The following is a 19,065-nucleotide window of genomic DNA, read 5'->3' on the forward strand; positions in this document are numbered from 1 at the left end:
TTTTATTGTGCTCAGACGCTAATTGCCCAGCCGCTCTTTGACCAGCTCCACACAGCGCAGGAAGCGCGCATCGTAGTTGTCCTCCTGCACGTGCACAAACTCAACGTTATTTTCCCGTAGCATGGTCACCAGAATAGACTGAAACTCGCGCCGGTCCACCGAGCTGCCGAGGCTGCGCAGGCCATCCGCCACCCAGGGCACGTTGTTCTCCAGCAGGATCACCAGGTCAAAGCGGTACTCATCGATCAGCGCCTGCACAAAGGGGTGTTCGCGTCCTTCATACTTCAGGCAGAACGCCTGCGTGGTAATAAAATCGGTATCGATAAAGGCGACTTTATTCGCATACTTGACGGCAAAATCGATGTACTGCGCCTGACCGAGTGCGATTTTATCGTAGTCAGAGTATTGCAGCGCCATCTCGTCGCCGCCGAGGTGAGAGAAGACGTAGTCGCGGCCATACTCCCAGGCGCTGGTGGTATTGAAGATATTCGCCAGCTTGTTGACCAGCGTGGATTTGCCACTCGACTCGCCACCCAGCACCGCGACGGTGCGCACAAAGAAAGGCTTCACTTCAGTCGGAATATATTCCCAGTAGCGAAACGGATCCTGACGGATCTGACTGCCGCTGATGCTCATAAACGATCGATGCGGATCGATCACCCGCGCCGGGATCCCCAGATATTGCTGATACATCGGCGCATCCGGCTCTTCGCTGGTATAGACGCAGTCGGGCATAATCCCCTGCTCCGCCAGAAACGCGCTGACGCCTGCGCTCCAGAGATCCCAGCCGTGCGGATAGGGTTCGATTCCCTCTTCGTTGAACGAGTGAATACGGATGTTTTTCTGGTACTTGAATGTCTGCAGCAGCCAGCGCAGACGATCGCTGATGGTGGGCTGCTGCGACATGGCGCTGTTCTCAAACAGTGCGCGATCGCGCGGCTCGTCGTGGCCCATAATAATATGCAGCTCATCCACCTGACTGCAGGCGCGCTGGATCAGGTAGATGTGGCCAGTGTGCAGCGGATAGAACTTGCCAAATACCACGCCCACGGTTTTCTCACGCCGCGGAAACTCCAGCCCGAGAAAGTGATGCAGCGCCGCCAGTTTCTGCGCGCCGGGGCTTTTTATTTTCGCGTTAAGCAGCTGGCTCAGGTAGCCCTTGGTCATTCCGCTGGCGTCAGCCACCTGCTGCAGCGTATGGCCCTGCTGCCGAATCGCGGTCTTCAAATAGTCAAATGATGACACTCAGTGCCTCCTGCGGATAATAAACGGCAGTGCGGTCTTTAAGACGGTGCGCATAAATGCGCACCCTACATGTCGTAGGGGCGGCATTTATGCCGCCCTGGTTGCGTACACCATCTGAACCAGGAGCGCATAAATGCGCACCCTACATGTCGTAGGGGCGACATTTATGCCGCCCTTGGAAAATTACGCGCATCCTCAACGTAGGGGCGGCATTTATGCCGCCCTGGTTGCATACATCATCTGAACCAGGGGCGCATTAATGCGCCCCCTACATACCGTGGCGGCGGCATTTATGCCGCCCTTGCGAAATTACAGCTCATCCAGAATGGCCAGCGCATCTGCCAGCTTCTTCGCGCTGTAAACCTTCATGCCATCAATCGTTTTCTTCGGCGCGTTGCCGGCCGGCACGATGGCGCGCTTAAAGCCGTGCTTGGCTGCTTCAGAGATACGCTCCTGGCCACTCGGTACCGGCCGGATCTCACCTGCCAGCCCGACCTCACCGAAGATCACCACATCCTGCGGCAGAGGACGATCGCGCAGGCTGGAGACCATCGCCAGCAGCAGCGCCAGATCGGCACTGGTTTCCGTGACTTTTACGCCGCCTACCACGTTAACAAACACATCCTGATCCGCCATCTGCAGGCCGCCGTGACGATGCAGTACCGCCAGTAAAATCGCCAGACGGTTCTGCTCCAGCCCTACCGCTACGCGGCGCGGATTGCCCATCATCGAGTGATCCACCAGCGCCTGGATCTCAACCAGCAGCGGCCGGGTACCTTCCCACACCACCATCACCGAACTGCCTGACGTGATCTCATCGCCGCGCGACAGGAAAATAGCTGAAGGGTTACTCACCTCGCGCATTCCCTGCTCCGTCATGGCGAATACGCCCAGCTCATTCACCGCACCAAAACGGTTTTTATGGCTGCGCAGCGTGCGAAAGCGCGAATCGGCGTCGCCATCCAGCAGCACCGAGCAGTCGATACAGTGCTCCAGCACTTTCGGACCTGCCAGCGAGCCATCTTTGGTGACGTGGCCGACCATGATAATCGCCACGCCGCGCGTCTTGGCAAAACGCGTCAGATAGGCGGCGGTCTCCCGTACCTGCGCCACGCTGCCGGGAGAAGACTGAATATCCGCCATGTGCATCACCTGAATGGAGTCGATAACCATCAGCTTCGGCTCTTCCTGCTCGGCGATCAGGCAGATCTGCTCAATACTGGTTTCGGACAGCATATTCAGGTTATCCGTGGGCAGTCCCAGCCGGTGCGCGCGCATCGCCACCTGCTGCAGCGACTCCTCGCCGGTGACATAGAGCGTCTTCATGCTCTCCGCCAGCTTGCACATGACCTGCAGCAGCAGCGTCGATTTACCGGCACCGGGGCTGCCGCCAATCAGGATAGCGCTGCCCGGAACCACACCGCCGCCCAGGACGCGGTCAAACTCTTTAAAGGTGGTGGTGAAGCGCGGCAGCGCCTCAAGGCTAATTTCCGAGAGCTTCTGCACCCGGCTGCTGCCGGCGTTACCCGCATAGCCGCTCAGGCGCTCATTGCGCGCAGCGGCAGGCGAGGCAGCAATGCGCACCTCGGTGATGGTGTTCCAGGCGTGGCAGGCGCTGCATTGCCCCTGCCAGCGCGGATAGTCTGCGCCGCATTCGTTGCACACGAAGGCGCGTTTTGCCGCTTTGGCCAAATCAGTTCCTCAGTTAACGCTCTTCATGAATCAGGCTGCCGGTCAGGATGCAGAACACCCCCATCAGGTCAGCGTGACGGATAGTGACTTCCGTCTGCTCATTCACTTTAGGTTTAGCATGATAGGCGATACCCAGTGCTGCACGCTTAATCATCGGCAGATCGTTGGCGCCATCGCCCACCGCTACCGTCTGCTGCGGCGCGATATCAAAACGCTGCGCCAGCTGATGCAGGGTATCCGCTTTATATTGCGCATCGACAATCTGGCCGATCACCTCGCCGGTGAGTTTGCCGTCGCGCATCTCCAGCTCATTGGCGACGGCCGCCGCCAGATGCAAGGTCTGACGCAGATGATCCGCATAAAAGGTAAAACCGCCAGACGCAATCGCAACCTGCCAGCCGAGCGCCTGCAGCTTATGCACCAGCGTGGTCAGGCCCGGCATCAGCGGCAGAGTGTCGCGCACCTGTTTAAGGATAGCGGCATCGGCGCCAGCCAGCTGCGCCACGCGCTCACGCAGGCTGGCTTTGAAGTCGAGTTCACCGCGCATCGCCCGTTCGGTGACTTCAGCCACCTGCTCACCGCAGCCCGCCAGTCTGGCGATCTCATCAATGCATTCGATCTGGATCGCCGTGGAGTCCATATCCATCACCAGCAGCCCCGGCGTTTTCAGATGCGGGATTTTGCCCAGCGGCGCCACGTCAAATCCGGCGTCATGCGCCAGCCGGGTGGCGCGCGGCGTCAGCGAACCTGCCAGCCGGATCACCTGATATTCGTCAACGTTCCATGCGCTGACAATCACCATGGCGGCCCCCAGCTGATGCTGATAATCGGTCAGCTGCTGTTTATCGAGTCCGCGCCCATACAGCAGCCAGCCCGTGCGGCCGGCACGGTAGTCCAGCGGCATAACTTCATCACCGCTCAGGGAGAGGGGTAAACCCGGCCAGAGTGAGACATCGGCGGGCAGATCGCACCAGGTAAGACGATTTGGCATTACAGCTCCTGTAGGGACAACAAAACCACGCAAGAGGCTACCTTGTCTGCGCGGGTTCTGGCAACATAATTGCCAGCCTTTCTGCTGCTATGTCACATGGGTTTCTGATGGTTAAAACTGCACTGAAATTTCGCCTGCATCGCACGGTGATTGTTCTTATCTCTCTGGCGTTGCTGGTGGTGCTGATGCAGGGTGCCTCATGGTTCAGCCTGGGTCATCAGATGGCGCGTTCTGAGCAGGTTGAAGAGCTGGCCCATACCCTTACCCGCCAGGTGGCGTTCAGCCTCAAGCCCCTGATGGATAACAGCGATGATAACCGCACACAGATTGCCGCCATTCTCGATCAGATGACGGATAACAGCCGCATCCTTGATGCCTCCGTCTATGCCGACGATGGCAGCCTGGTGGCACACAGCGGTGAAACCATCAACGTACGCGACCGTCTGGCGCTGGATGGCAAACGTGCCGGCAGCTACTTCAATCATCAGATTGTGCAGCCGCTGGAAGGCAAAGAGGGGCCACAGGGTTTCCTGCGCGTGACGCTGGACACGCACGTTCTGGTCACCGAGTCACGTCAGGTAGATAACACCACCAATATTCTGCGGCTGATGATGCTGCTGGCGCTGGCGATTGGCATCATTCTGACCCGTACTCTGCTGCGCGATCGCCGCACCCGCTGGCAGCAGTCGCCCTTCCTGCTTACCGCCAGCCGCGCGGTGAAAGAAGATAAAGAGGAAGAGCCGGCAGAAACACCCGACGCGCAGGAAAAGAAGCGCTAAGCGCCAGCCTGAGCCGCGGGCTCTTCAGACCGATACAAAAAACCAGGCCGCTGCTTCTGCCTGGTTTTCAGTTTTTAACGGCGTGCTTTAAGCGGTAAGAATAGCCTGAAGCTGAGCGAGGTTCTTCACCTGAAAATCAGGAGTAATATCCGCAGGCAACGGGCGCGTGCCGTGATCGATCCAGCAGGTTTTAAGACCCGCATTCATTCCCCCGAGAATATCAGACTCGGGCGTATCGCCGACCATCAGTACGCGCTGTGGCGCCGGATTGCCGAGCAGCTCCAGCGTATGGGCAAAGATTTTTGCGTCCGGCTTGGGGACACCGACCTGCTCTGAAATCACCAGCGCATCGAACATATCGTGAAAGCCCGTGCGCTCCAGCCGCGCCTGCTGCAGGGCCGTAAAGCCGTTGGTGACAATCGCCATTTTGACGCGGCCTTTAAGACTCTGCAGCAGTTCAGGCGCGCCCTCCAGCGGCAGGCAGATCTCCGCCATCGCATTGAGGAAATCACTGTTCAGGATATCCGGTTTTACGCTGAGCTTCTCTCCCCAGAGCGTAAAGCGCTGCGTCTGCAGCTGTGCGGCGGTGATGGTGCCGTTCTGGTAATCCACCCATAAAGGCTTATTGATCGCCTGATAATCGGCGTAATCGCGATCGCTGAACTGCACGTCGTAGCGGGTAAACATGCGCTGCAGTCCGGCAAAGGCATCGAAATGAAACAGTGTTTCGTCAGCATCAAACAGGATGCAGTCCCAGTCGTTTAACATGGTGCTCCTTAATCAGCGGTCAAAGTGTCAGCGCCATAATGATGGCGTCTTCCCGTCCGCCTGCGGTGGGGTAGTAATTGGGGCGCACGCTGACCTGGTGAAAATCGAGCTGCTCATACAGGGCAATCGCCGCGCGATTTGAGGCGCGCACCTCCAGCCAGAGGGTCAGCACATCGCGCTGCTCCAGTTCGCCGATCAGCGTCTGCAACAGCTGGCGCGCGTAGCCGCGGCGCTGAAAGTCGGGATCAACGGCGATGTTAAACAGCGACGCCTCATCCAGCACAACCTGCGTAATGGCAAAGCCGGCAAGGCGTCCATCACTGTGCAGCCCGAAGTTGAGAAAGCGTTCTCCCTGATTGCTGGCGAAGGTCTGTTCACTCCAGGGAAAAGCGTGCGCCCGGCGTTCAATGGCGAGCTGCTGTGGCCGATCGTCAGCCGTGATGAGCGAGATAGTGGTCATGGTTACACATCTGTTGCCACAGCGCGCGCCTGGCTGCGCCGCTGCTAATCAGTTCATTAAGGACGGCGCTGGTGAATACCACACCGTTAAAGGTGTGCCCGCTCTCCACGCCCAGCAGCCAGCCGGGACAGGCTACCTGCTCTGGCAGCATCGGCAGCTGCTCCGGCGTCAGCGTCATCACCTGCGCGGGCGGAATATCCAGCGCCCGCAGCACGTCCCGTATCAGAGGCTCATCCAGTGCCGGCGGGTGTTCCGCTACCAGCAGCAGGCGCGTATCGGGTGCCAGCCTGACGGCGATCTCCCCTTGCAGCACGCGCGGACGCCGCAGCTGATACTGCGTAATCCCCATCTGCTGCAGAAGCCAGTCGCGTCTTGTACTCATGCTGTTTTCCGCTATGCCGTAAGTAATGCGCGCTATGCTAGCAAACCCGTCGAACATGCGCCAACAAAGCACTATAATCCCCGCTCTGATTTAACAGGAGCGTTCCATGTCTGCTTTTACCCCGGCCAGTGAAGTTATTCTGCGCCACAGTGATGAATTTACCACCCGCCACGTGCTGTTTGCGGGTGACCTGCAGGATGACCTGCCCGCCCAGCTGGAAACCGCGCTCAGCCGCGTTCACACCCAGCAGTATCATCACTGGCAGAACCTGAGCCATCGGCTGGGCGATCGCGCCGTATACAGCCTCGTGGCCAGCGCGGCCGATGTGACAGACTGCACCACCCTGATTTACTTCTGGCCCAAAAATAAGCCGGAAGCGCAGTTCCAGCTGCAAAATCTGCTCGCGTTACTCCCTGTCGGCAGCGATATCTTTGTCGTGGGTGAAAACCGCAGCGGCGTGCGCAGCGCCGAAGGCATGCTGGAGCAGTGGGTAACGCTGGAGAAAATTGACAGCGCGCGTCGTTGCGGCCTCTATCATGGCCAGCTGACGCAGCAGCCTGAGTTTGATGCCAGCCAGTTCGGCAATATCTACCAGCTGGACGAGATGACCATCCATACGCTGCCGGGCGTATTCAGCCGCGATGGCCTGGATATTGGCAGCGATCTGCTGCTGTCGACCCTGACGCCGCACACCAAAGGAAAAGTGCTGGATCTCGGCTGCGGCAGCGGTGTCTTAGCCACTGCGCTGGCGCAGCACTCCCCGAAGGTGCGGCTGTGGCTGTGCGATGTGCACGCTGCTGCCATTGAAGCGAGCAAAGCCACGCTGGCGGCAAACGGGCTGGAAGGCGAGGTGTTTGCCAGCAACGTCTTTAGCGACGTTACCGGACGTTTCGATTTGATCATCTCTAATCCGCCGTTTCATGACGGCATGCAGACCAGCCTTGATGCGGCCACCAGCCTTATCCGCGGCGCGGTGAAGCATCTGAGCAGCGGCGGCGAACTGCGTATTGTGGCGAATGCTTTCCTGCCTTATCCGCAGATACTGGATGAGACCTTCGGCAGCCACGAAGTGCTGGCGCAGACCGGCCGCTTTAAGGTTTACCGTGCGGTTTATGGTCGTGGCGCGCGCGGACGCTAAGCGCCTGATACGGCGATAAAGCGTTGCTTTTTGCAGCAGTCGGTTTATCGCCGTAAAATATCTGTTGACGCATTGCGTAAAACCTCTAGAATGCGCCTCCGTGGTTAGCAATACTGTAAAGTGTTGCCGGTATGCGAAGGTGGCGGAATTGGTAGACGCGCTAGCTTCAGGTGTTAGTGTCCTAACGGACGTGAGGGTTCAAGTCCCTCTCTTCGCACCAATAATCACAGAGTTTATATCGCGTGCACTGCGCGAAGGTGGCGGAATTGGTAGACGCGCTAGCTTCAGGTGTTAGTGTTCTTACGGACGTGAGGGTTCAAGTCCCTCTCTTCGCACCATGCGGTGATATAAACAGACAACACGATGCGAAGGTGGCGGAATTGGTAGACGCGCTAGCTTCAGGTGTTAGTGTTCTTACGGACGTGAGGGTTCAAGTCCCTCTCTTCGCACCATGCGGTGATATAAACAGACAACACGATGCGAAGGTGGCGGAATTGGTAGACGCGCTAGCTTCAGGTGTTAGTGTTCTTACGGACGTGAGGGTTCAAGTCCCTCTCTTCGCACCACTGTTGTCACCTCTCCCCCGGCAGTTAATTCCCTGAATGTTACCCCCCTGCTTATCACGCGCTGCGTGATGTTGCTGTTTCTGCGCGCTGCTAACCCAGATGAAAATTTACTGACGCTGCCGTAATGCCGCCCGCCAGCGCGACGCAGGATGGCAGCAATATATAGTGGCGCAGCCGCTGGTGAAACAGCATAACCAGCGTCAGCAGAAGCATAACGATCATGATTGCCCGCCACTGCGCATAGCCCGGTTCCCATAACGCAAACAGCGGCATAGCGGTACAGGGCAGCAGAATACCCCAGCCGCTATCCAGGCGCTTACCCATTATCCAGCTCACACCCCATAAGCCGCAGGCAGCCAGCATTGCTGCAATCATCATTACGCCCCTTAATGATAAGAATTACCATTATCATATGACAACCATTCTCATTCTGCAGCGAATTTTTCACCGCATGACAGAAATACTGGAAAATGCTAAATTGCCGCCGATAACACACCTGATAACAACATGAAACGTGCTGACTATCCGCATAGCAGAATTAACGCTGCCGGGTAGCGCTTTGATATTTCAGGGCTGTCACGGGTAATAACAATGAAATTAAACGCTTACGATGAACTGAAACAGAGCAAATATCGGCTTTCGCTAATGCTATTTTTGTTTCTTAATATCGCCGTTTCACTCTTTTGCCTGCTGCCCTGCCTGAACGTTCAGATACCGGTATTTACCCTGCCTGCGGTGCTGGTCGCGGGTTTCAGCACCACGCTGCTGCTGCTTTGCCTGATAATGCCCGGCCTGCGCTTTCCCGTATTAACGCCGGTCGCGCTGCTGCTCGGGCTGCTGTGGGCGTGGCATATTAATCAGAAATATCATCTGATTTCGGCGTTTGATAGCAGCTATTTAATTATCAGTTTACTTAGCGTCTTTTTTATCAGCGCTATCGCACTGAGCGACTATTTAACGGCATTCTGCCTGCATATTCTGCCGCCGGTGCTGACCGTGCTGCTGCTGGATAACGGACAGCACCTGACTACCATTCTGTTTACTATTACGCTGCCGCTGATTGGATTTTCCCTGCTGCATTTGATGCGCCGGCGTTTTGACCATTTTACCCGGCAGCTGATTGGCCAGCTGTATGAAGAGAAGCAGAGCTTCAGCGCGCTCAGCATGCTCGATCCGCTGACCGGCCTCTATAACCGGCGCGGGCTGCAGAACCGGCTGGAAACGATTCTGGAGAACCATGCCGGCAGCCACTTTATCCTGCTGCTGGATATCGATCACTTCAAAGCCTATAACGACAATTACGGACATGCGATGGGCGACCAGGCGCTGAAGCGCGTATCGGCTGCGATCCGTGACGCCGTCCGCTCGCGCGATGTGGTCACCCGCTATGGCGGTGAAGAGTTTCTGGTACTGCTGACCAATGTCAACGCGTCAATCGCCATGAAGCTCGCCGAGCGCATCCGGCAGTCGGTGCTGGAACTGGAGATCCCCCATCGTTCTAATACCGCGGTATCGACTCACGTCACCGTCAGCGCCGGCATCGCGCCGATGGCTGCGCACGATTTTGAGCGGGCCGTCGCCAACGCTGACCGTGCGCTCTATGTCGCCAAAAACCGCGGGCGCAATACCATCCTGGCCTGGGAGGCGCTGCCGGCACGCCGGCAGGCGATTAACGAGCCGCACTAAAGTGATAAATACAACGCTATAGCAATCTTCTGCTGCTGCTATCTTGCTCACTCAATCAGGAACGATTATCATTTGTTTTTCGTTTCCCGTTATCATTCAGGATTGGCATGGCTACGATTACGCGTCAGGCGCACCGCTTCAGTGAGCAGTCCCCGATCTTCATGCAGCGCGATCGCACGCTGGTACGCGCACTGCAGGAGCTGATCCGTGAGCAGTGCAGCGACCGTCAGGCATATGTCAGACTGGGGGAAACCGCACCGGAAGGCGCTTTGACGCTGGCTGAATGGTCAGCACCGGAGCACTTTCAGTCTCTGACGCAGCGCTACGGTGACTATCTTTATCGCAGCCATCCTGATACGCCGCGGGAGGCGAAGCCGCTGCAGTCACTCTGGGCGCAGTGGTACTTCGGCCTGCTGGTGCCCACGCTGATGATGGCGCTGCTGCATGAGCCGCGTGCCCTGAACTGCTCACCTGAATATATCCGCGCTGAATTTCACGAAAATGGCCATCCTGCCACCTTCTGGCTGGAGGTGCAGGAGGATGAGCCCGCGCGATTTCTCTCTGCTCCGCAGCGTATGGCGCGCCTGATCCAGACCTGCCTGCAGCCCGCCGTGGAAGGCATGACGCAACACGGCGACATCAATGCGCGCCTTATCTGGAACAACATGGGATATCTGATCTACTGGTTCCTGGGTGAACTCCGCGCGCAGCTGCCCGCCGCGCTGATCGACCAGCTGGAAGAGATGCTGTTTTTCACGCCGTCGCTGCCGGACGGCAGCGATAACCCGCTTTACCGCACCATGATTATGCGTCACGGGACGATGGAGCGGCGCAGCTGCTGTCAGCGCTATCGTATTCCTGACGTCGAGCGCTGCGGTAACTGTACACTGAAAGCGCAATAAGCACGCACGCGCCGTAAATTCTCCTTTTCTCTCGTTTACACTTTTTTCGCCTTGTGGCAGCGTTCAGGTTCAGTTTTTACCGGAGAACAACATGAGCCTGGAGTCGGTACAGCAGTTCTTTGCTGAGCATGCGCCGGATATCGAAATTATTGAAACGCCTGAAAGCACGGCCACCGTGGCGCTGGCGGCACGCGTTCACGGCGTCTCACCGGGGCAGATTGCCAAAACGCTGTCGCTGAAAGTGAAAGAGCAGGTGGTGCTGATTGTTACCCGCGGCGACGCGCGTCTGGATAACCGCAAACTGAAAGCCGCCCTGGGGGCCAAAGCGCGCATGCTGAGCGTCGATGAAGTGGTGAACTGGACCGGCCATCCGGTCGGCGGCGTCTCTCCTTTTGGCCTGGAAAACCCGCTGACCGTGTACTGCGATATCTCTTTGCGCAGCTTTGATGAGGTGCTGCCCGCCGCGGGCTCGGTGCGCAGCGCGGTACGCATCTCACCGCTGAGAATGGCGGAGCTGACCCATGCCACCTGGATCGATGTCTGTGAAGCGCTTTGAGGGCGCGGATAGTATCGCGCCGTCGCTGTCACGTTTCAGAGCCGGAGCGGCAGACGGGTAAAAGCCTGTTCTAGCATATCCAGCAGCAGCGCATTATCAACGTGCTGGATGACATGCACCAGCGCCCCGGTTTCCGGCGGGATCCCCACATCAAGTCGCAGCGGTGGACGGTAACGCCAGCTCTTGCCGCGCGTAGCACCAGGACGCAGCTCGATATCCACGTAATAATCGGCGCCTTCCGCCACGCGCTGGTTCAGCAGCCAGGCGACCACCAGCGCATCATGGATCCAGCAGCCTGGCAGCCGCCGGGTCCGCATTGAGTAGTCGATCCAGGGGCCCAGCGTCTCGCGGATAAACTGCGTCAGCGGATGCGGTTGCGCCGTAATGCGTGCGAGATCGTCGCGGGTCAGCAGCGTCTGCGTGGTGGCGTCCATCGGCACCAGGGTGATGGTGGCACCGCTGTGCAGTACCTGATGTGCCGCCTCCGGATCGAGACCAAAATTGGTATCTTTGATGTAGTCATCAAGCGCAAAGACGCCGCCCATGATCACAATCTCCGCTACCGCTTCAGCCATCTGCGGATAACGCTGCAGCGCCTGCGCCACGTTCGTCAGCGGCCCGATAGCGACCAGGGTAAACTCTCCCGGGTTATCGCAGATCAGCTGGCCCATCACGCCGGCAGCATCATTGCCGTCCGCCGCCATCACCGCGGGCTGACGCACGCCCTGCCACAACGCGGCCAGCGCCGGATCGGCCAGATTATCCAGACGCGCCCGCCACGGCAGCGGATCTTCGCGCAGCGCCTGCAGCGCCCCCTGCACCACCGGAATATTCAGCCCGAGACGTTTCAGCAAATCTTTTGCCACGCGCGCCCCCGTCGCGCTGGGCGTGTTACCGGTGACCGTGGTAATCAGTTCCGGCGACAGCGCGGGTGATGCCAGCGCCAGCGCAATCGCCAGTCCGTCATCAGTATTTGCACCTGCGATGCCATTCCCCGGATCGCAATCAATAATCACTCTTTTCATAATGTTTTATCGTTATTGTATTTAAGGCTGCAGGCAGCCACAGGATTCGCCGGTTTCAATGTAGTGCGGCAGCTCGGCCATCACCCCCTCCTCCGGCTGGTTTTTCAGCATAGCAATAGCGCGCTGCGCCAGCTCAGACAGCGGCTGCCGCACCGTGGTCAGTGAAGGCACGTGAAACGCGGCCTGCGTGGTACCGTTAAAACAGACCAGCGCCACATCCTGCGGCACGCGGATCCCCTGCTCGGCAAACGCGCGAATACAGCCAATGGCCTGGCCTTCGTTACTGGCAAACAGCGCACGCGGTACGCGACCGCTGGCGATCATGCGCCGCGCCGCGTCGTAGCCGCCCTGCCGCGAGTAGTCAGCCGGGAAAATCAGGCTTTCATCCACGGTCAGCCCCTGCTCCTGCATCGCATCACGCCAGCCCTGAATACGATCCTGAGCGTTAAACATCGCCAGCGGGCCGCTGATCATGCCTACCTGCTGATAACCGTGACTCAGCAGATGCCGGGTGACATCACAGGCCGCCAGCCGTTCATTCATGCTCAGCACGCTGACGCCGGGCTGCGGCGTAATGCGATCCAGCATCAGCAGCGGCGTTCCGCTCGCCTGCACCACATCAATATAGGGATGACGATCGACGCTGTTATAAAACAGTCCGTCGATCTGACGGTTAAGCATTCCCTGAATCAGCTCCAGCTCACGCTGACGATCGTCACCGGCATCACCCAGCAGCATGATATGGCCGTGGTTAAGCGACTCCTGCAGCAGGACATGCGCCATGGAAGCGACAAACGGGTTTGCAATGTTCGGCACAATCAGACCAAAGGTTTTGGTGGTGCCGGAGGCCAGCGCGCGCGCTACGGCGTTAGGCCGGTAGCCCGTCTGCTTAATGGCAGCCAGCACCCGCTGACGGGTCGCTTCCGCCACCGGGCGCGGCCCGTTGTTGATCACATAGCTGACCACGGCTACCGAGGTGCCTGCGACGCGGGCGACATCGGTACGGGTTACATTTCCGCCGGGAGATTTTGCCAAATTAGCCTCAATATAAATGCCGCTGGCCGGATTCACCGGCCAGCGTTATGTCAATAGTCCTGCCTGCAGCTGCGCGTCAGATGGCATCCTCCGGCAGATTAAGGTCGCGGCCGCGCGTTTCCGGTGCGACAAACGTCGTCAGAAACCCGATAGTGGCCATCGCGCTAAAGTAAACGGCGATGGGCCACCAGTGGCCGGTCCATGAGAGCAGCGCTGCCGCGACCAGCGGCGCCGTGCCGCCAGAAAGAATCGACCCCAGCTCTTTTGCCACTGCCATTTTGGTATAGCGATGCTTTACGCCAAACATCTCAACGCCCCAGGCCGCCTGTACGCCAAATATCCCCAGCGAAGCGAGCGCCATTCCTGTAACGATAACAGCAATAATAATTGTCGGATCGCGGCTATCCATCAGGCTGAAGGCGGGCCACGCATAGATCATCAGCAGCAGGCAGAAACCACGATAGGTAATGCGGCGACCAAAACAATCGGAGAGCCAGCCCGCAAACGGAATAATCAGGAAGCCCAGCAGCGAGGCGATAAATACCGCCGTGGTCGGTACCGACTTATCCAGCATCAGCACTTTTGCAACGTAGCCAACGATAAAGCCCTGGGCCAGGTAAGAGGGGCCATTTTCACCGATGCGCAGACCCACCATGGTCCAGAACGCCCGGGTTCGCTGCCAGACGCTGCGGCTGTCAGTTTCAATATGCGCCCGGGAGAGCGTCTCGCTGCGCTGCGCCTGCAGTTCAGCCTGCTGACGCTCAAACACCGGCGTTTCGCGCAGATGGCGGCGGATCCACAGCGCCACTACGGCGATCAGGACGCTGCTGAGAAAAGGAATACGCCAGCCCCAGGCCAGCAGACTCTCTTTATCCATCTGGATCACCGCCAGCCAGACCAGAGAGGCGATCAGCGTGCCGCTGTTTGATCCCAGCGCGATCACGGAAGAGACCAGGCCGCGTCGCTCAACCGGGGCATACTCGCCCAGCATAACGGTGCCGCCAGAGAGCTCCGCCCCCGCTCCCAGCCCCTGCGTAAAACGCAGCAGTACCAGACAGGCAGGCGCCCAGAGTCCGATTGTTGCATAAGATGGGATCAGGCCAATCAGCGTGGTTGAGGCGCCCATCAGGATAATCGTACTGATCATCACGACTTTGCGCCCTTTGCGATCGCCAATCCAGCCAAACAGCAGCGCGCCTATCGGGCGGGCGATAAAGCCGACTGACCAGGTGGCAAAGCTTGAGAGCAGCGCCATAGCGGGTGTCGCTTCCGGAAAAAAGATGTCGCCAAAGATGATACCTGCCGCCAGGCCATACAGCGCAAAGTCGGCATACTCCATCGCCGTACCGAGCCAGCAGGAGAAGGTTGCGCGCCAGAAATCTTTGCGGCCAGCGGGAGTTTGCAGCCGTTCGTCAGCCGCGGTGAGGTGGGGTGAGTGCTGTGCAGTGGGATGATGTTCCGTCATAACCCTTTCTCTTAGTGAAGTGAAAACAGTAAACGCCCTTCCATGGGTCTGTTCTCTTGCTTAAGCAAGCAGAACGTCCCGGTGACGACGTTCGACAGGCAAATCCTGAAAGATCAGTAAGGAATTCCCTGGTGTTGGAATTCATCTCTCTGCTGCGTTTCGCCGGTGTTTAATTCACCGATCGTATTAGCACAGCAAATGTAACATGGTCATTTCAGGGCCGTAGCCGCGTCTGGCACCGTGAGTTATCACTGGGGAGACAGTCTATCTACGCGCGTAGATAAATCAAGCGGCAAAACGAAAATTAGTTAGATTATTTTGACTATCCTCCCTGATTAATACCAAAAAAATACGAGAATTCAGGTAATTGCATGCGTTTTAATTAAGCAAAAGCCGTATTAAAACGCAGCAACGGGTATCCGTAATTTATCAATAGCTGCACAGTGCCTGCTGTCGCGCCGCCTTTATGCCACCTGCAGATGACAATGAAATGACAGCGGCTGCCTCAGCTCAGCGTAAAATAACTTAACGTCTCACAGCCTGTGCCCGCCTGCGGCGTGGCTATCACCTTTCGTTGCGCCAGATCGATAACGCTTAACGACCCATCGCCTTCGTTGGCGATAAGCAGCGTGCGATTATCTTCACTGAAACAGCCATCTCCTGGCTGGCACCCTACGCGCAGAGTACCTGAGGGATTAAGCAGATCGTCAAACAGCGTAATCAGTGATTCATCATGCCCGATCGCAACCAGCCGTTCGCCACTGGCACTGAACCGCACAACCTGGCAGGGCTGCTGGTGGCCGGCCAGCGTAATGCGCTGCCGGACCCGGTGGCTCTGTCGATCGATCACGTAAAGCAGCGGTGCGTCGGCGGCGCTGGCGACCAGATAAGGATGTCTGGGCGAGGCAGCAATACCGGCTATCGGACCAGGCAGCAGAATGTTATCAATGACGCGGCTTTCTGCCTCACATAAATCGATTACTGTGATGCTGGCGTCCTCTTCATTTTCCGTAAACAGCTTGCGTCCGCTGGGAGAGAGCGTCAGCCGGTGGGCGTTATGCGAAGGCAGCGGGATGATTTTCTCTACGCGATCGGTGTGCGGATCGATAACCGCAACCGCCGCGCTGTTTTCACAGCAGAGATAGACTTTGCCGTCGCGCCCCAGCTGTCCGCTGTGCGGCGACTGCAGTGGCGTAAGGTCGATAAAGCCGCTGATCCGGCGCTGACGCAGATCGATAACAGCGACTTTATGCCCGGGATAAGGGTTATCGCCGTGTACGCCGCTGCCACAGAGCGGGACATAGGCTTTTTCCAGTGCGGGCAGCATCAGCAGCTCGTGCGGGCGCGGCGGAAACGCATTCAGCTCCTGCTCAACAGCAAAGCTTTCCGGATGCAGAAACAGCACCCGGTTCCCCTGTTTATCAACGGCTATCAGACCGCGGGCAGATGACTGCATAATCACTCCTTAAACAGAATGCCTGACTAAAGCGTAGCTAAGCTGTATGACGAAGGTAAATTTCGCTCTGATACCAGACTAAAATCCAGCAGGGATAAACGTTCATTTCTCACCACAATTTTCACATTCCCGCTCTTCAGGCTGCACGCCGGGAACGATCTTAGGATTAATCCTGGCGGGAAAAAGTAAACTGTGAAATTTGTCACGCTGTTATTTTGTTAAATTTTTATTGATAACGGCAGCTTCATTTTCCGCTTTATCTGAAAGAGAAAAAAAGGATTAGCGCAATCGCGAAGAATGTTTTATTAAGCTCATGGTAATACTTTTACACACAGCCCCCGTAAGGAAACATAAGAGCGCCTAAGGCGCCAGCATCAGGGACTCCTTGCCCATAATCACAATAATCAGGTGCATCATGTCAAAAAAACGTCTTCAGCCGGCGCGCGCGCTCTGGCACAACTGGAAAAGAATAGCGTTTACCGGTCAGTCATTACTGCAGAAAAAACAGCATAATGCGCTCTGCGCGCCGGAGTATGATCCCAGCGAAGAGGACAATATCGTGTTACTTTCTGGTGAGAAGACGTTGCCAGAGATCCCGAAAAAAGTATGGCTGTACTGGGATACAGAATATTTACCAAAATCGTTACAGGTGAATATTGCTAAAATACGCCGCGATAATCCTGACCACAGCGTTCACCTGTTAAATAAATATTCTGTAAAAGAAGTCCTGCCCGATTTTATATTTACCTCAGCGCAATTAACGGCACAGCAGAAAAGCGAAGTGATCAGGCTTGAGCTGTTATTACGCTACGGCGGCATCGCTATCGACTGTGCTGCGCTGCTGTTTGAAGATCTGAGCTGGGTACACAGCGCCCATCAGGAACGTCCGATGGATGTGATCGGCTATTATTGCGAACGCTCAACGCTGAATTATCTCGCGCCTGTTATTGAGAACTGGTTCCTTGCTGCTGCGCCAAATAATCCTTTTATTCGCGAATGGCAGAAGCAGTATGCGCCCATCAAGCATCAGGGTGAGCAGAGCTTCTTTAACGAAATGCGCAAGCGTGATGACTTTTCGCTGCTGACGCAGAGAATCGCTGAACCGGCACAGCAGCCGGGTGCGCTGGCGCAGCAGGCGGCCATGCGTGAATATCGCCGCGTTAATCTCTTTCTGCGTAAATGCGAAGCCAGCGCCTTTTACTATCAGCGCCTGAACAACTGGAAAAGCGACGCCTTTACGCATGCCATTCTGTTTCATCAGCGCCCGCATACGCCGCCGCCGGTTATTAAGCTGGATGGTCATGCACAGCTGCATCTCGACTTTAACCTGCGTCTGGGGAACTACAACCGCAGCAGCCTGCTGGGCGCAATGATGCAACCTGCCGCACCGCTCAGCGTGGCGCTGCCCTCACCCGTTAACAAAGCGAGCGCGTAGCCAGTGAATAAAGGTCGTCACCGCACGCGGCACCTGTGCCGCGTAAGGGCGCACCACCCAGAGGCGGTCGGCAAAGGCGTCGACCGCCTGCCACGATGAGAGCACCGGCCGCAGCGCACCGCTTTCCAGCGCTGCGCGGGCGCTGAAATCGGGCAGCATGGCAATGCCTGCTCCCTGTAGCGCGGCGTCCCGAATCGACTCGCTGTTATTGGTGGCAAAATTCCCCTGAATTTTTACCGTCAGCGTTTCGCCGCCCTGATGCGACTGAAAGCGCCACTGCGGCGCATCGGGACCGCGCGGATACCACAGGCAGTTATGCTGAAGCAGCGCGTCCGGCGTCTGCGGCACGCCGTGCTGTGCCAGATAAGCGGGCGAAGCCACCAGCAGCGCGCGCGTGGCGCACAGAGGCAGCGCGACGTGCGTTTCCGGCAGCGACTGGCTGTGACGGATAGCGAGATCAAACCCCTCCCCGCCGAGTGATACCAGGCGGTCAGTCACATCCAGCTGCAGGCGCACCTGCGGATATTCACGCAGAAAGTCGCCGATAATCGGCACCAGCTGCTGCCGGGCAAACGCCACCGGCGCGCTGATGCGTACCTGTCCGCGTACCGGCCCCGCCTCATCGCGCACGCGATAAACGCTTTCCGCTATCCGGGTAAAGGGCTCACGCAGCTCGCCAGCCAGCTGCTCACCGGCTGACGTAAGCCGCACGCTGCGCGTGGTGCGCTGAACCAGAGCAACCCCGGTCAGCGCTTCCAGCTCTTTAATTTTCTGACTCACTGCCGCTTTACTGACATCCAGCCGCTCAGCGGCGCGGGTAAAACTGCCCTGCTCCGCCAGTACCGTCAGCCAGTAAAGATGTGTCCAGAGCGCTTCGGTTTTCATCGCCTTGCCCGCCATTGTTCAAAATAGTGAACAATCATTTTATCGCAGTCGCTTTTTCTTTGCGCGTGCAGCGGGCAGCATAGCCTCACTTAACGCGACTTTTACGCCACTACTGCGAGGATTTATCGATGCCATTACTCACTTTCGATCTGATTCAGGGCCGCTCCGAGGCTGAAGTTCGTACATTGCTGGATGCCGCCCATCGCGCCGTCCTGACTGCGTTCGGCGTGCCTGAGCGCGACCGCTATCAGATTGTTCACGAAAACAAAGCTTATCAGATGGTTTTTCAGGATACCGGACTGGGCTTTTCGCGCACGGATAATCTGGTGATGGTGCGGGTCTACACCAGCCCGCGCAGTGAGGCGCAAAAAAGCTGTTTTATGGCAGAACTGGCGCGCGAGCTGCGTGAAAGCTGCGGCGTGCAGGGCCACGATCTGATGATAAGTTTTATCACCAACAGCAAAGGTGACTGGAGCTTTGCGCACGGTGAAGCGCAGTATCTTACCGGTGCGTTATAAGCCACAGTCTGCCCGATACGCTACCGCCGCCGCGCTTATCGTCCCGCCTGGCGGCACGATTCCGAATGTACCGCACAAATC

At 57.5% G+C, this 19,065-nt stretch carries 19 protein-coding genes and 4 tRNA genes; 11 read left to right on the forward strand and 12 right to left on the reverse strand.

The window, feature by feature from the left end; all coding sequences use genetic code 11:
- Nucleotides 1-18 precede the first annotated feature (18 nt).
- The 3 genes from nadR to serB form a co-directional block, all read right to left on the reverse strand.
- Complete coding sequence (nadR, locus tag AC2CF9_RS09840) at nucleotides 19-1,245, reverse strand: multifunctional transcriptional regulator/nicotinamide-nucleotide adenylyltransferase/ribosylnicotinamide kinase NadR (RefSeq protein WP_039382440.1); 1,227 nt, start codon at nucleotides 1,243-1,245, stop codon at nucleotides 19-21.
- Between the two features lie 309 nt (nucleotides 1,246-1,554).
- Nucleotides 1,555-2,937, reverse strand: a complete 1,383-nt coding sequence (radA, locus tag AC2CF9_RS09845; protein ID WP_039382437.1) for a DNA repair protein RadA — start codon at nucleotides 2,935-2,937, stop codon at nucleotides 1,555-1,557.
- Nucleotides 2,938-2,950: 13 nt separating this feature from the next.
- Complete coding sequence (gene serB, locus AC2CF9_RS09850) at nucleotides 2,951-3,928, reverse strand: phosphoserine phosphatase (RefSeq protein ID WP_039382434.1); 978 nt, start codon at nucleotides 3,926-3,928, stop codon at nucleotides 2,951-2,953.
- Nucleotides 3,929-4,035: 107 nt separating this feature from the next.
- On the opposite strand from serB, the gene AC2CF9_RS09855 reads away from it, so the two are divergent.
- Nucleotides 4,036-4,707: a YtjB family periplasmic protein gene (locus AC2CF9_RS09855; RefSeq protein ID WP_150018741.1), complete on the forward strand. Its 672-nt coding sequence runs from the start codon at nucleotides 4,036-4,038 to the stop codon at nucleotides 4,705-4,707.
- 87 nt (nucleotides 4,708-4,794) lie between these two features.
- On the opposite strand, the gene yjjG is transcribed toward AC2CF9_RS09855, so the two are convergent.
- The 3 genes from yjjG to AC2CF9_RS09870 are packed head-to-tail and all read right to left on the reverse strand — an operon-like array spanning nucleotide 4,795 to nucleotide 6,317.
- On the reverse strand, nucleotides 4,795-5,475 hold the full coding sequence (yjjG, locus tag AC2CF9_RS09860) for a pyrimidine 5'-nucleotidase (protein WP_484556863.1): 681 nt from the start codon (nucleotides 5,473-5,475) through the stop codon (nucleotides 4,795-4,797).
- Nucleotides 5,476-5,494: 19 nt separating this feature from the next.
- Nucleotides 5,495-5,935, reverse strand: a complete 441-nt coding sequence (rimI, locus tag AC2CF9_RS09865) for a ribosomal protein S18-alanine N-acetyltransferase (protein ID WP_039382428.1) — start codon at nucleotides 5,933-5,935, stop codon at nucleotides 5,495-5,497.
- Complete coding sequence (locus AC2CF9_RS09870; protein ID WP_145339437.1) at nucleotides 5,907-6,317, reverse strand: DNA polymerase III subunit psi; 411 nt, start codon at nucleotides 6,315-6,317, stop codon at nucleotides 5,907-5,909. The genes rimI and AC2CF9_RS09870 overlap by 29 nt, the downstream gene beginning before the upstream one ends.
- A gap of 106 nt (nucleotides 6,318-6,423) precedes the next feature.
- On the opposite strand from AC2CF9_RS09870, the gene rsmC reads away from it, so the two are divergent.
- The 5 genes from rsmC (at nucleotide 6,424) to AC2CF9_RS09895 (ending at nucleotide 8,021) form a co-directional block, all read left to right on the forward strand.
- Nucleotides 6,424-7,455 (forward strand): 16S rRNA (guanine(1207)-N(2))-methyltransferase RsmC, encoded by a 1,032-nt coding sequence (rsmC, locus tag AC2CF9_RS09875; RefSeq protein ID WP_484556864.1) that lies wholly within the window; start codon nucleotides 6,424-6,426, stop codon nucleotides 7,453-7,455.
- Between the two features lie 133 nt (nucleotides 7,456-7,588).
- Nucleotides 7,589-7,675, forward strand: a tRNA-Leu gene (locus tag AC2CF9_RS09880).
- A 31-nt stretch (nucleotides 7,676-7,706) separates the two neighbouring features.
- Nucleotides 7,707-7,793: transfer RNA gene (locus tag AC2CF9_RS09885), tRNA-Leu, on the forward strand.
- A gap of 27 nt (nucleotides 7,794-7,820) precedes the next feature.
- A tRNA-Leu gene (locus AC2CF9_RS09890) sits at nucleotides 7,821-7,907 on the forward strand.
- Nucleotides 7,908-7,934: 27 nt separating this feature from the next.
- Nucleotides 7,935-8,021, forward strand: a tRNA-Leu gene (locus tag AC2CF9_RS09895).
- Between the two features lie 90 nt (nucleotides 8,022-8,111).
- On the opposite strand, the gene AC2CF9_RS09900 is transcribed toward AC2CF9_RS09895, so the two are convergent.
- Nucleotides 8,112-8,396 carry a DUF1435 domain-containing protein gene (locus AC2CF9_RS09900; RefSeq protein ID WP_071669150.1) on the reverse strand — a complete coding sequence of 95 codons (285 nt, stop codon included), beginning with the start codon at nucleotides 8,394-8,396 and terminating at the stop codon, nucleotides 8,112-8,114.
- Between the two features lie 216 nt (nucleotides 8,397-8,612).
- Here AC2CF9_RS09900 and AC2CF9_RS09905 point away from each other — a divergent pair, with 216 nt between their 5' ends.
- The 3 genes from AC2CF9_RS09905 (at nucleotide 8,613) to AC2CF9_RS09915 (ending at nucleotide 11,165) form a co-directional block, all read left to right on the forward strand.
- Nucleotides 8,613-9,707, forward strand: a complete 1,095-nt coding sequence (locus AC2CF9_RS09905; RefSeq protein WP_484556865.1) for a GGDEF domain-containing protein — start codon at nucleotides 8,613-8,615, stop codon at nucleotides 9,705-9,707.
- 161 nt (nucleotides 9,708-9,868) lie between these two features.
- Entirely contained in the window at nucleotides 9,869-10,609 is a 741-nt protein-coding gene (fhuF, locus tag AC2CF9_RS09910; protein WP_484556921.1) for a siderophore-iron reductase FhuF, read from the forward strand.
- Nucleotides 10,610-10,700: 91 nt separating this feature from the next.
- On the forward strand, nucleotides 10,701-11,165 hold the full coding sequence (locus AC2CF9_RS09915; RefSeq protein ID WP_071669106.1) for a YbaK/EbsC family protein: 465 nt from the start codon (nucleotides 10,701-10,703) through the stop codon (nucleotides 11,163-11,165).
- Nucleotides 11,166-11,200: 35 nt separating this feature from the next.
- Here the strand turns inward: AC2CF9_RS09915 and AC2CF9_RS09920 are convergent, their stop codons facing one another.
- From AC2CF9_RS09920 to AC2CF9_RS09935, 4 genes are all read right to left on the reverse strand, one after another.
- On the reverse strand, nucleotides 11,201-12,190 hold the full coding sequence (locus AC2CF9_RS09920) for a nucleoside hydrolase (protein ID WP_150018745.1): 990 nt from the start codon (nucleotides 12,188-12,190) through the stop codon (nucleotides 11,201-11,203).
- Nucleotides 12,191-12,211: 21 nt separating this feature from the next.
- Nucleotides 12,212-13,225, reverse strand: coding sequence for a LacI family DNA-binding transcriptional regulator (locus AC2CF9_RS09925; protein WP_484556866.1), 1,014 nt, complete (start codon nucleotides 13,223-13,225; stop codon nucleotides 12,212-12,214).
- A gap of 76 nt (nucleotides 13,226-13,301) precedes the next feature.
- Nucleotides 13,302-14,690: an MFS transporter gene (locus AC2CF9_RS09930; protein ID WP_484556867.1), complete on the reverse strand. Its 1,389-nt coding sequence runs from the start codon at nucleotides 14,688-14,690 to the stop codon at nucleotides 13,302-13,304.
- Between the two features lie 505 nt (nucleotides 14,691-15,195).
- Nucleotides 15,196-16,146, reverse strand: a complete 951-nt coding sequence (locus AC2CF9_RS09935; RefSeq protein ID WP_484556868.1) for a beta-propeller fold lactonase family protein — start codon at nucleotides 16,144-16,146, stop codon at nucleotides 15,196-15,198.
- 415 nt (nucleotides 16,147-16,561) lie between these two features.
- Between AC2CF9_RS09935 and AC2CF9_RS09940 the strand changes: the two genes are divergently transcribed.
- Nucleotides 16,562-17,581 carry a glycosyltransferase family 32 protein gene (locus AC2CF9_RS09940; protein WP_150018748.1) on the forward strand — a complete coding sequence of 340 codons (1,020 nt, stop codon included), beginning with the start codon at nucleotides 16,562-16,564 and terminating at the stop codon, nucleotides 17,579-17,581.
- Here the strand turns inward: AC2CF9_RS09940 and AC2CF9_RS09945 are convergent.
- Nucleotides 17,555-18,466 carry a LysR family transcriptional regulator gene (locus AC2CF9_RS09945; protein WP_484556869.1) on the reverse strand — a complete coding sequence of 304 codons (912 nt, stop codon included), beginning with the start codon at nucleotides 18,464-18,466 and terminating at the stop codon, nucleotides 17,555-17,557. The genes AC2CF9_RS09940 and AC2CF9_RS09945 overlap by 27 nt on opposite strands.
- A gap of 128 nt (nucleotides 18,467-18,594) precedes the next feature.
- Between AC2CF9_RS09945 and AC2CF9_RS09950 the strand changes: the two genes are divergently transcribed.
- Nucleotides 18,595-18,984: a tautomerase family protein gene (locus AC2CF9_RS09950; RefSeq protein WP_071669111.1), complete on the forward strand. Its 390-nt coding sequence runs from the start codon at nucleotides 18,595-18,597 to the stop codon at nucleotides 18,982-18,984.
- Nucleotides 18,985-19,065 lie beyond the last annotated feature (81 nt).

Source organism: Pantoea sp. SYBGC1, from assembly GCF_057197005.1.

Coding starts and splice junctions, on each gene's coding strand:
- serB (WP_039382434.1), bottom strand. CDS start 3,928: ATGCCAAATCGTCTTACCTGGTGCGATCTGCCCGCCGATGTCTCACTC.
- AC2CF9_RS09855 (WP_150018741.1), top strand. CDS start 4,036: ATGGTTAAAACTGCACTGAAATTTCGCCTGCATCGCACGGTGATTGTT.
- yjjG (WP_484556863.1), bottom strand. CDS start 5,475: ATGTTAAACGACTGGGACTGCATCCTGTTTGATGCTGACGAAACACTG.
- rimI (WP_039382428.1), bottom strand. CDS start 5,935: ATGACCACTATCTCGCTCATCACGGCTGACGATCGGCCACAGCAGCTC.
- AC2CF9_RS09870 (WP_145339437.1), bottom strand. CDS start 6,317: ATGAGTACAAGACGCGACTGGCTTCTGCAGCAGATGGGGATTACGCAG.
- rsmC (WP_484556864.1), top strand. CDS start 6,424: ATGTCTGCTTTTACCCCGGCCAGTGAAGTTATTCTGCGCCACAGTGAT.
- AC2CF9_RS09900 (WP_071669150.1), bottom strand. CDS start 8,396: ATGATTGCAGCAATGCTGGCTGCCTGCGGCTTATGGGGTGTGAGCTGG.
- AC2CF9_RS09905 (WP_484556865.1), top strand. CDS start 8,613: ATGAAATTAAACGCTTACGATGAACTGAAACAGAGCAAATATCGGCTT.
- fhuF (WP_484556921.1), top strand. CDS start 9,869: ATGCAGCGCGATCGCACGCTGGTACGCGCACTGCAGGAGCTGATCCGT.
- AC2CF9_RS09915 (WP_071669106.1), top strand. CDS start 10,701: ATGAGCCTGGAGTCGGTACAGCAGTTCTTTGCTGAGCATGCGCCGGAT.
- AC2CF9_RS09920 (WP_150018745.1), bottom strand. CDS start 12,190: ATGAAAAGAGTGATTATTGATTGCGATCCGGGGAATGGCATCGCAGGT.
- AC2CF9_RS09930 (WP_484556867.1), bottom strand. CDS start 14,690: ATGACGGAACATCATCCCACTGCACAGCACTCACCCCACCTCACCGCG.
- AC2CF9_RS09935 (WP_484556868.1), bottom strand. CDS start 16,146: ATGCAGTCATCTGCCCGCGGTCTGATAGCCGTTGATAAACAGGGGAAC.
- AC2CF9_RS09940 (WP_150018748.1), top strand. CDS start 16,562: ATGTCAAAAAAACGTCTTCAGCCGGCGCGCGCGCTCTGGCACAACTGG.
- AC2CF9_RS09945 (WP_484556869.1), bottom strand. CDS start 18,466: ATGAAAACCGAAGCGCTCTGGACACATCTTTACTGGCTGACGGTACTG.
- AC2CF9_RS09950 (WP_071669111.1), top strand. CDS start 18,595: ATGCCATTACTCACTTTCGATCTGATTCAGGGCCGCTCCGAGGCTGAA.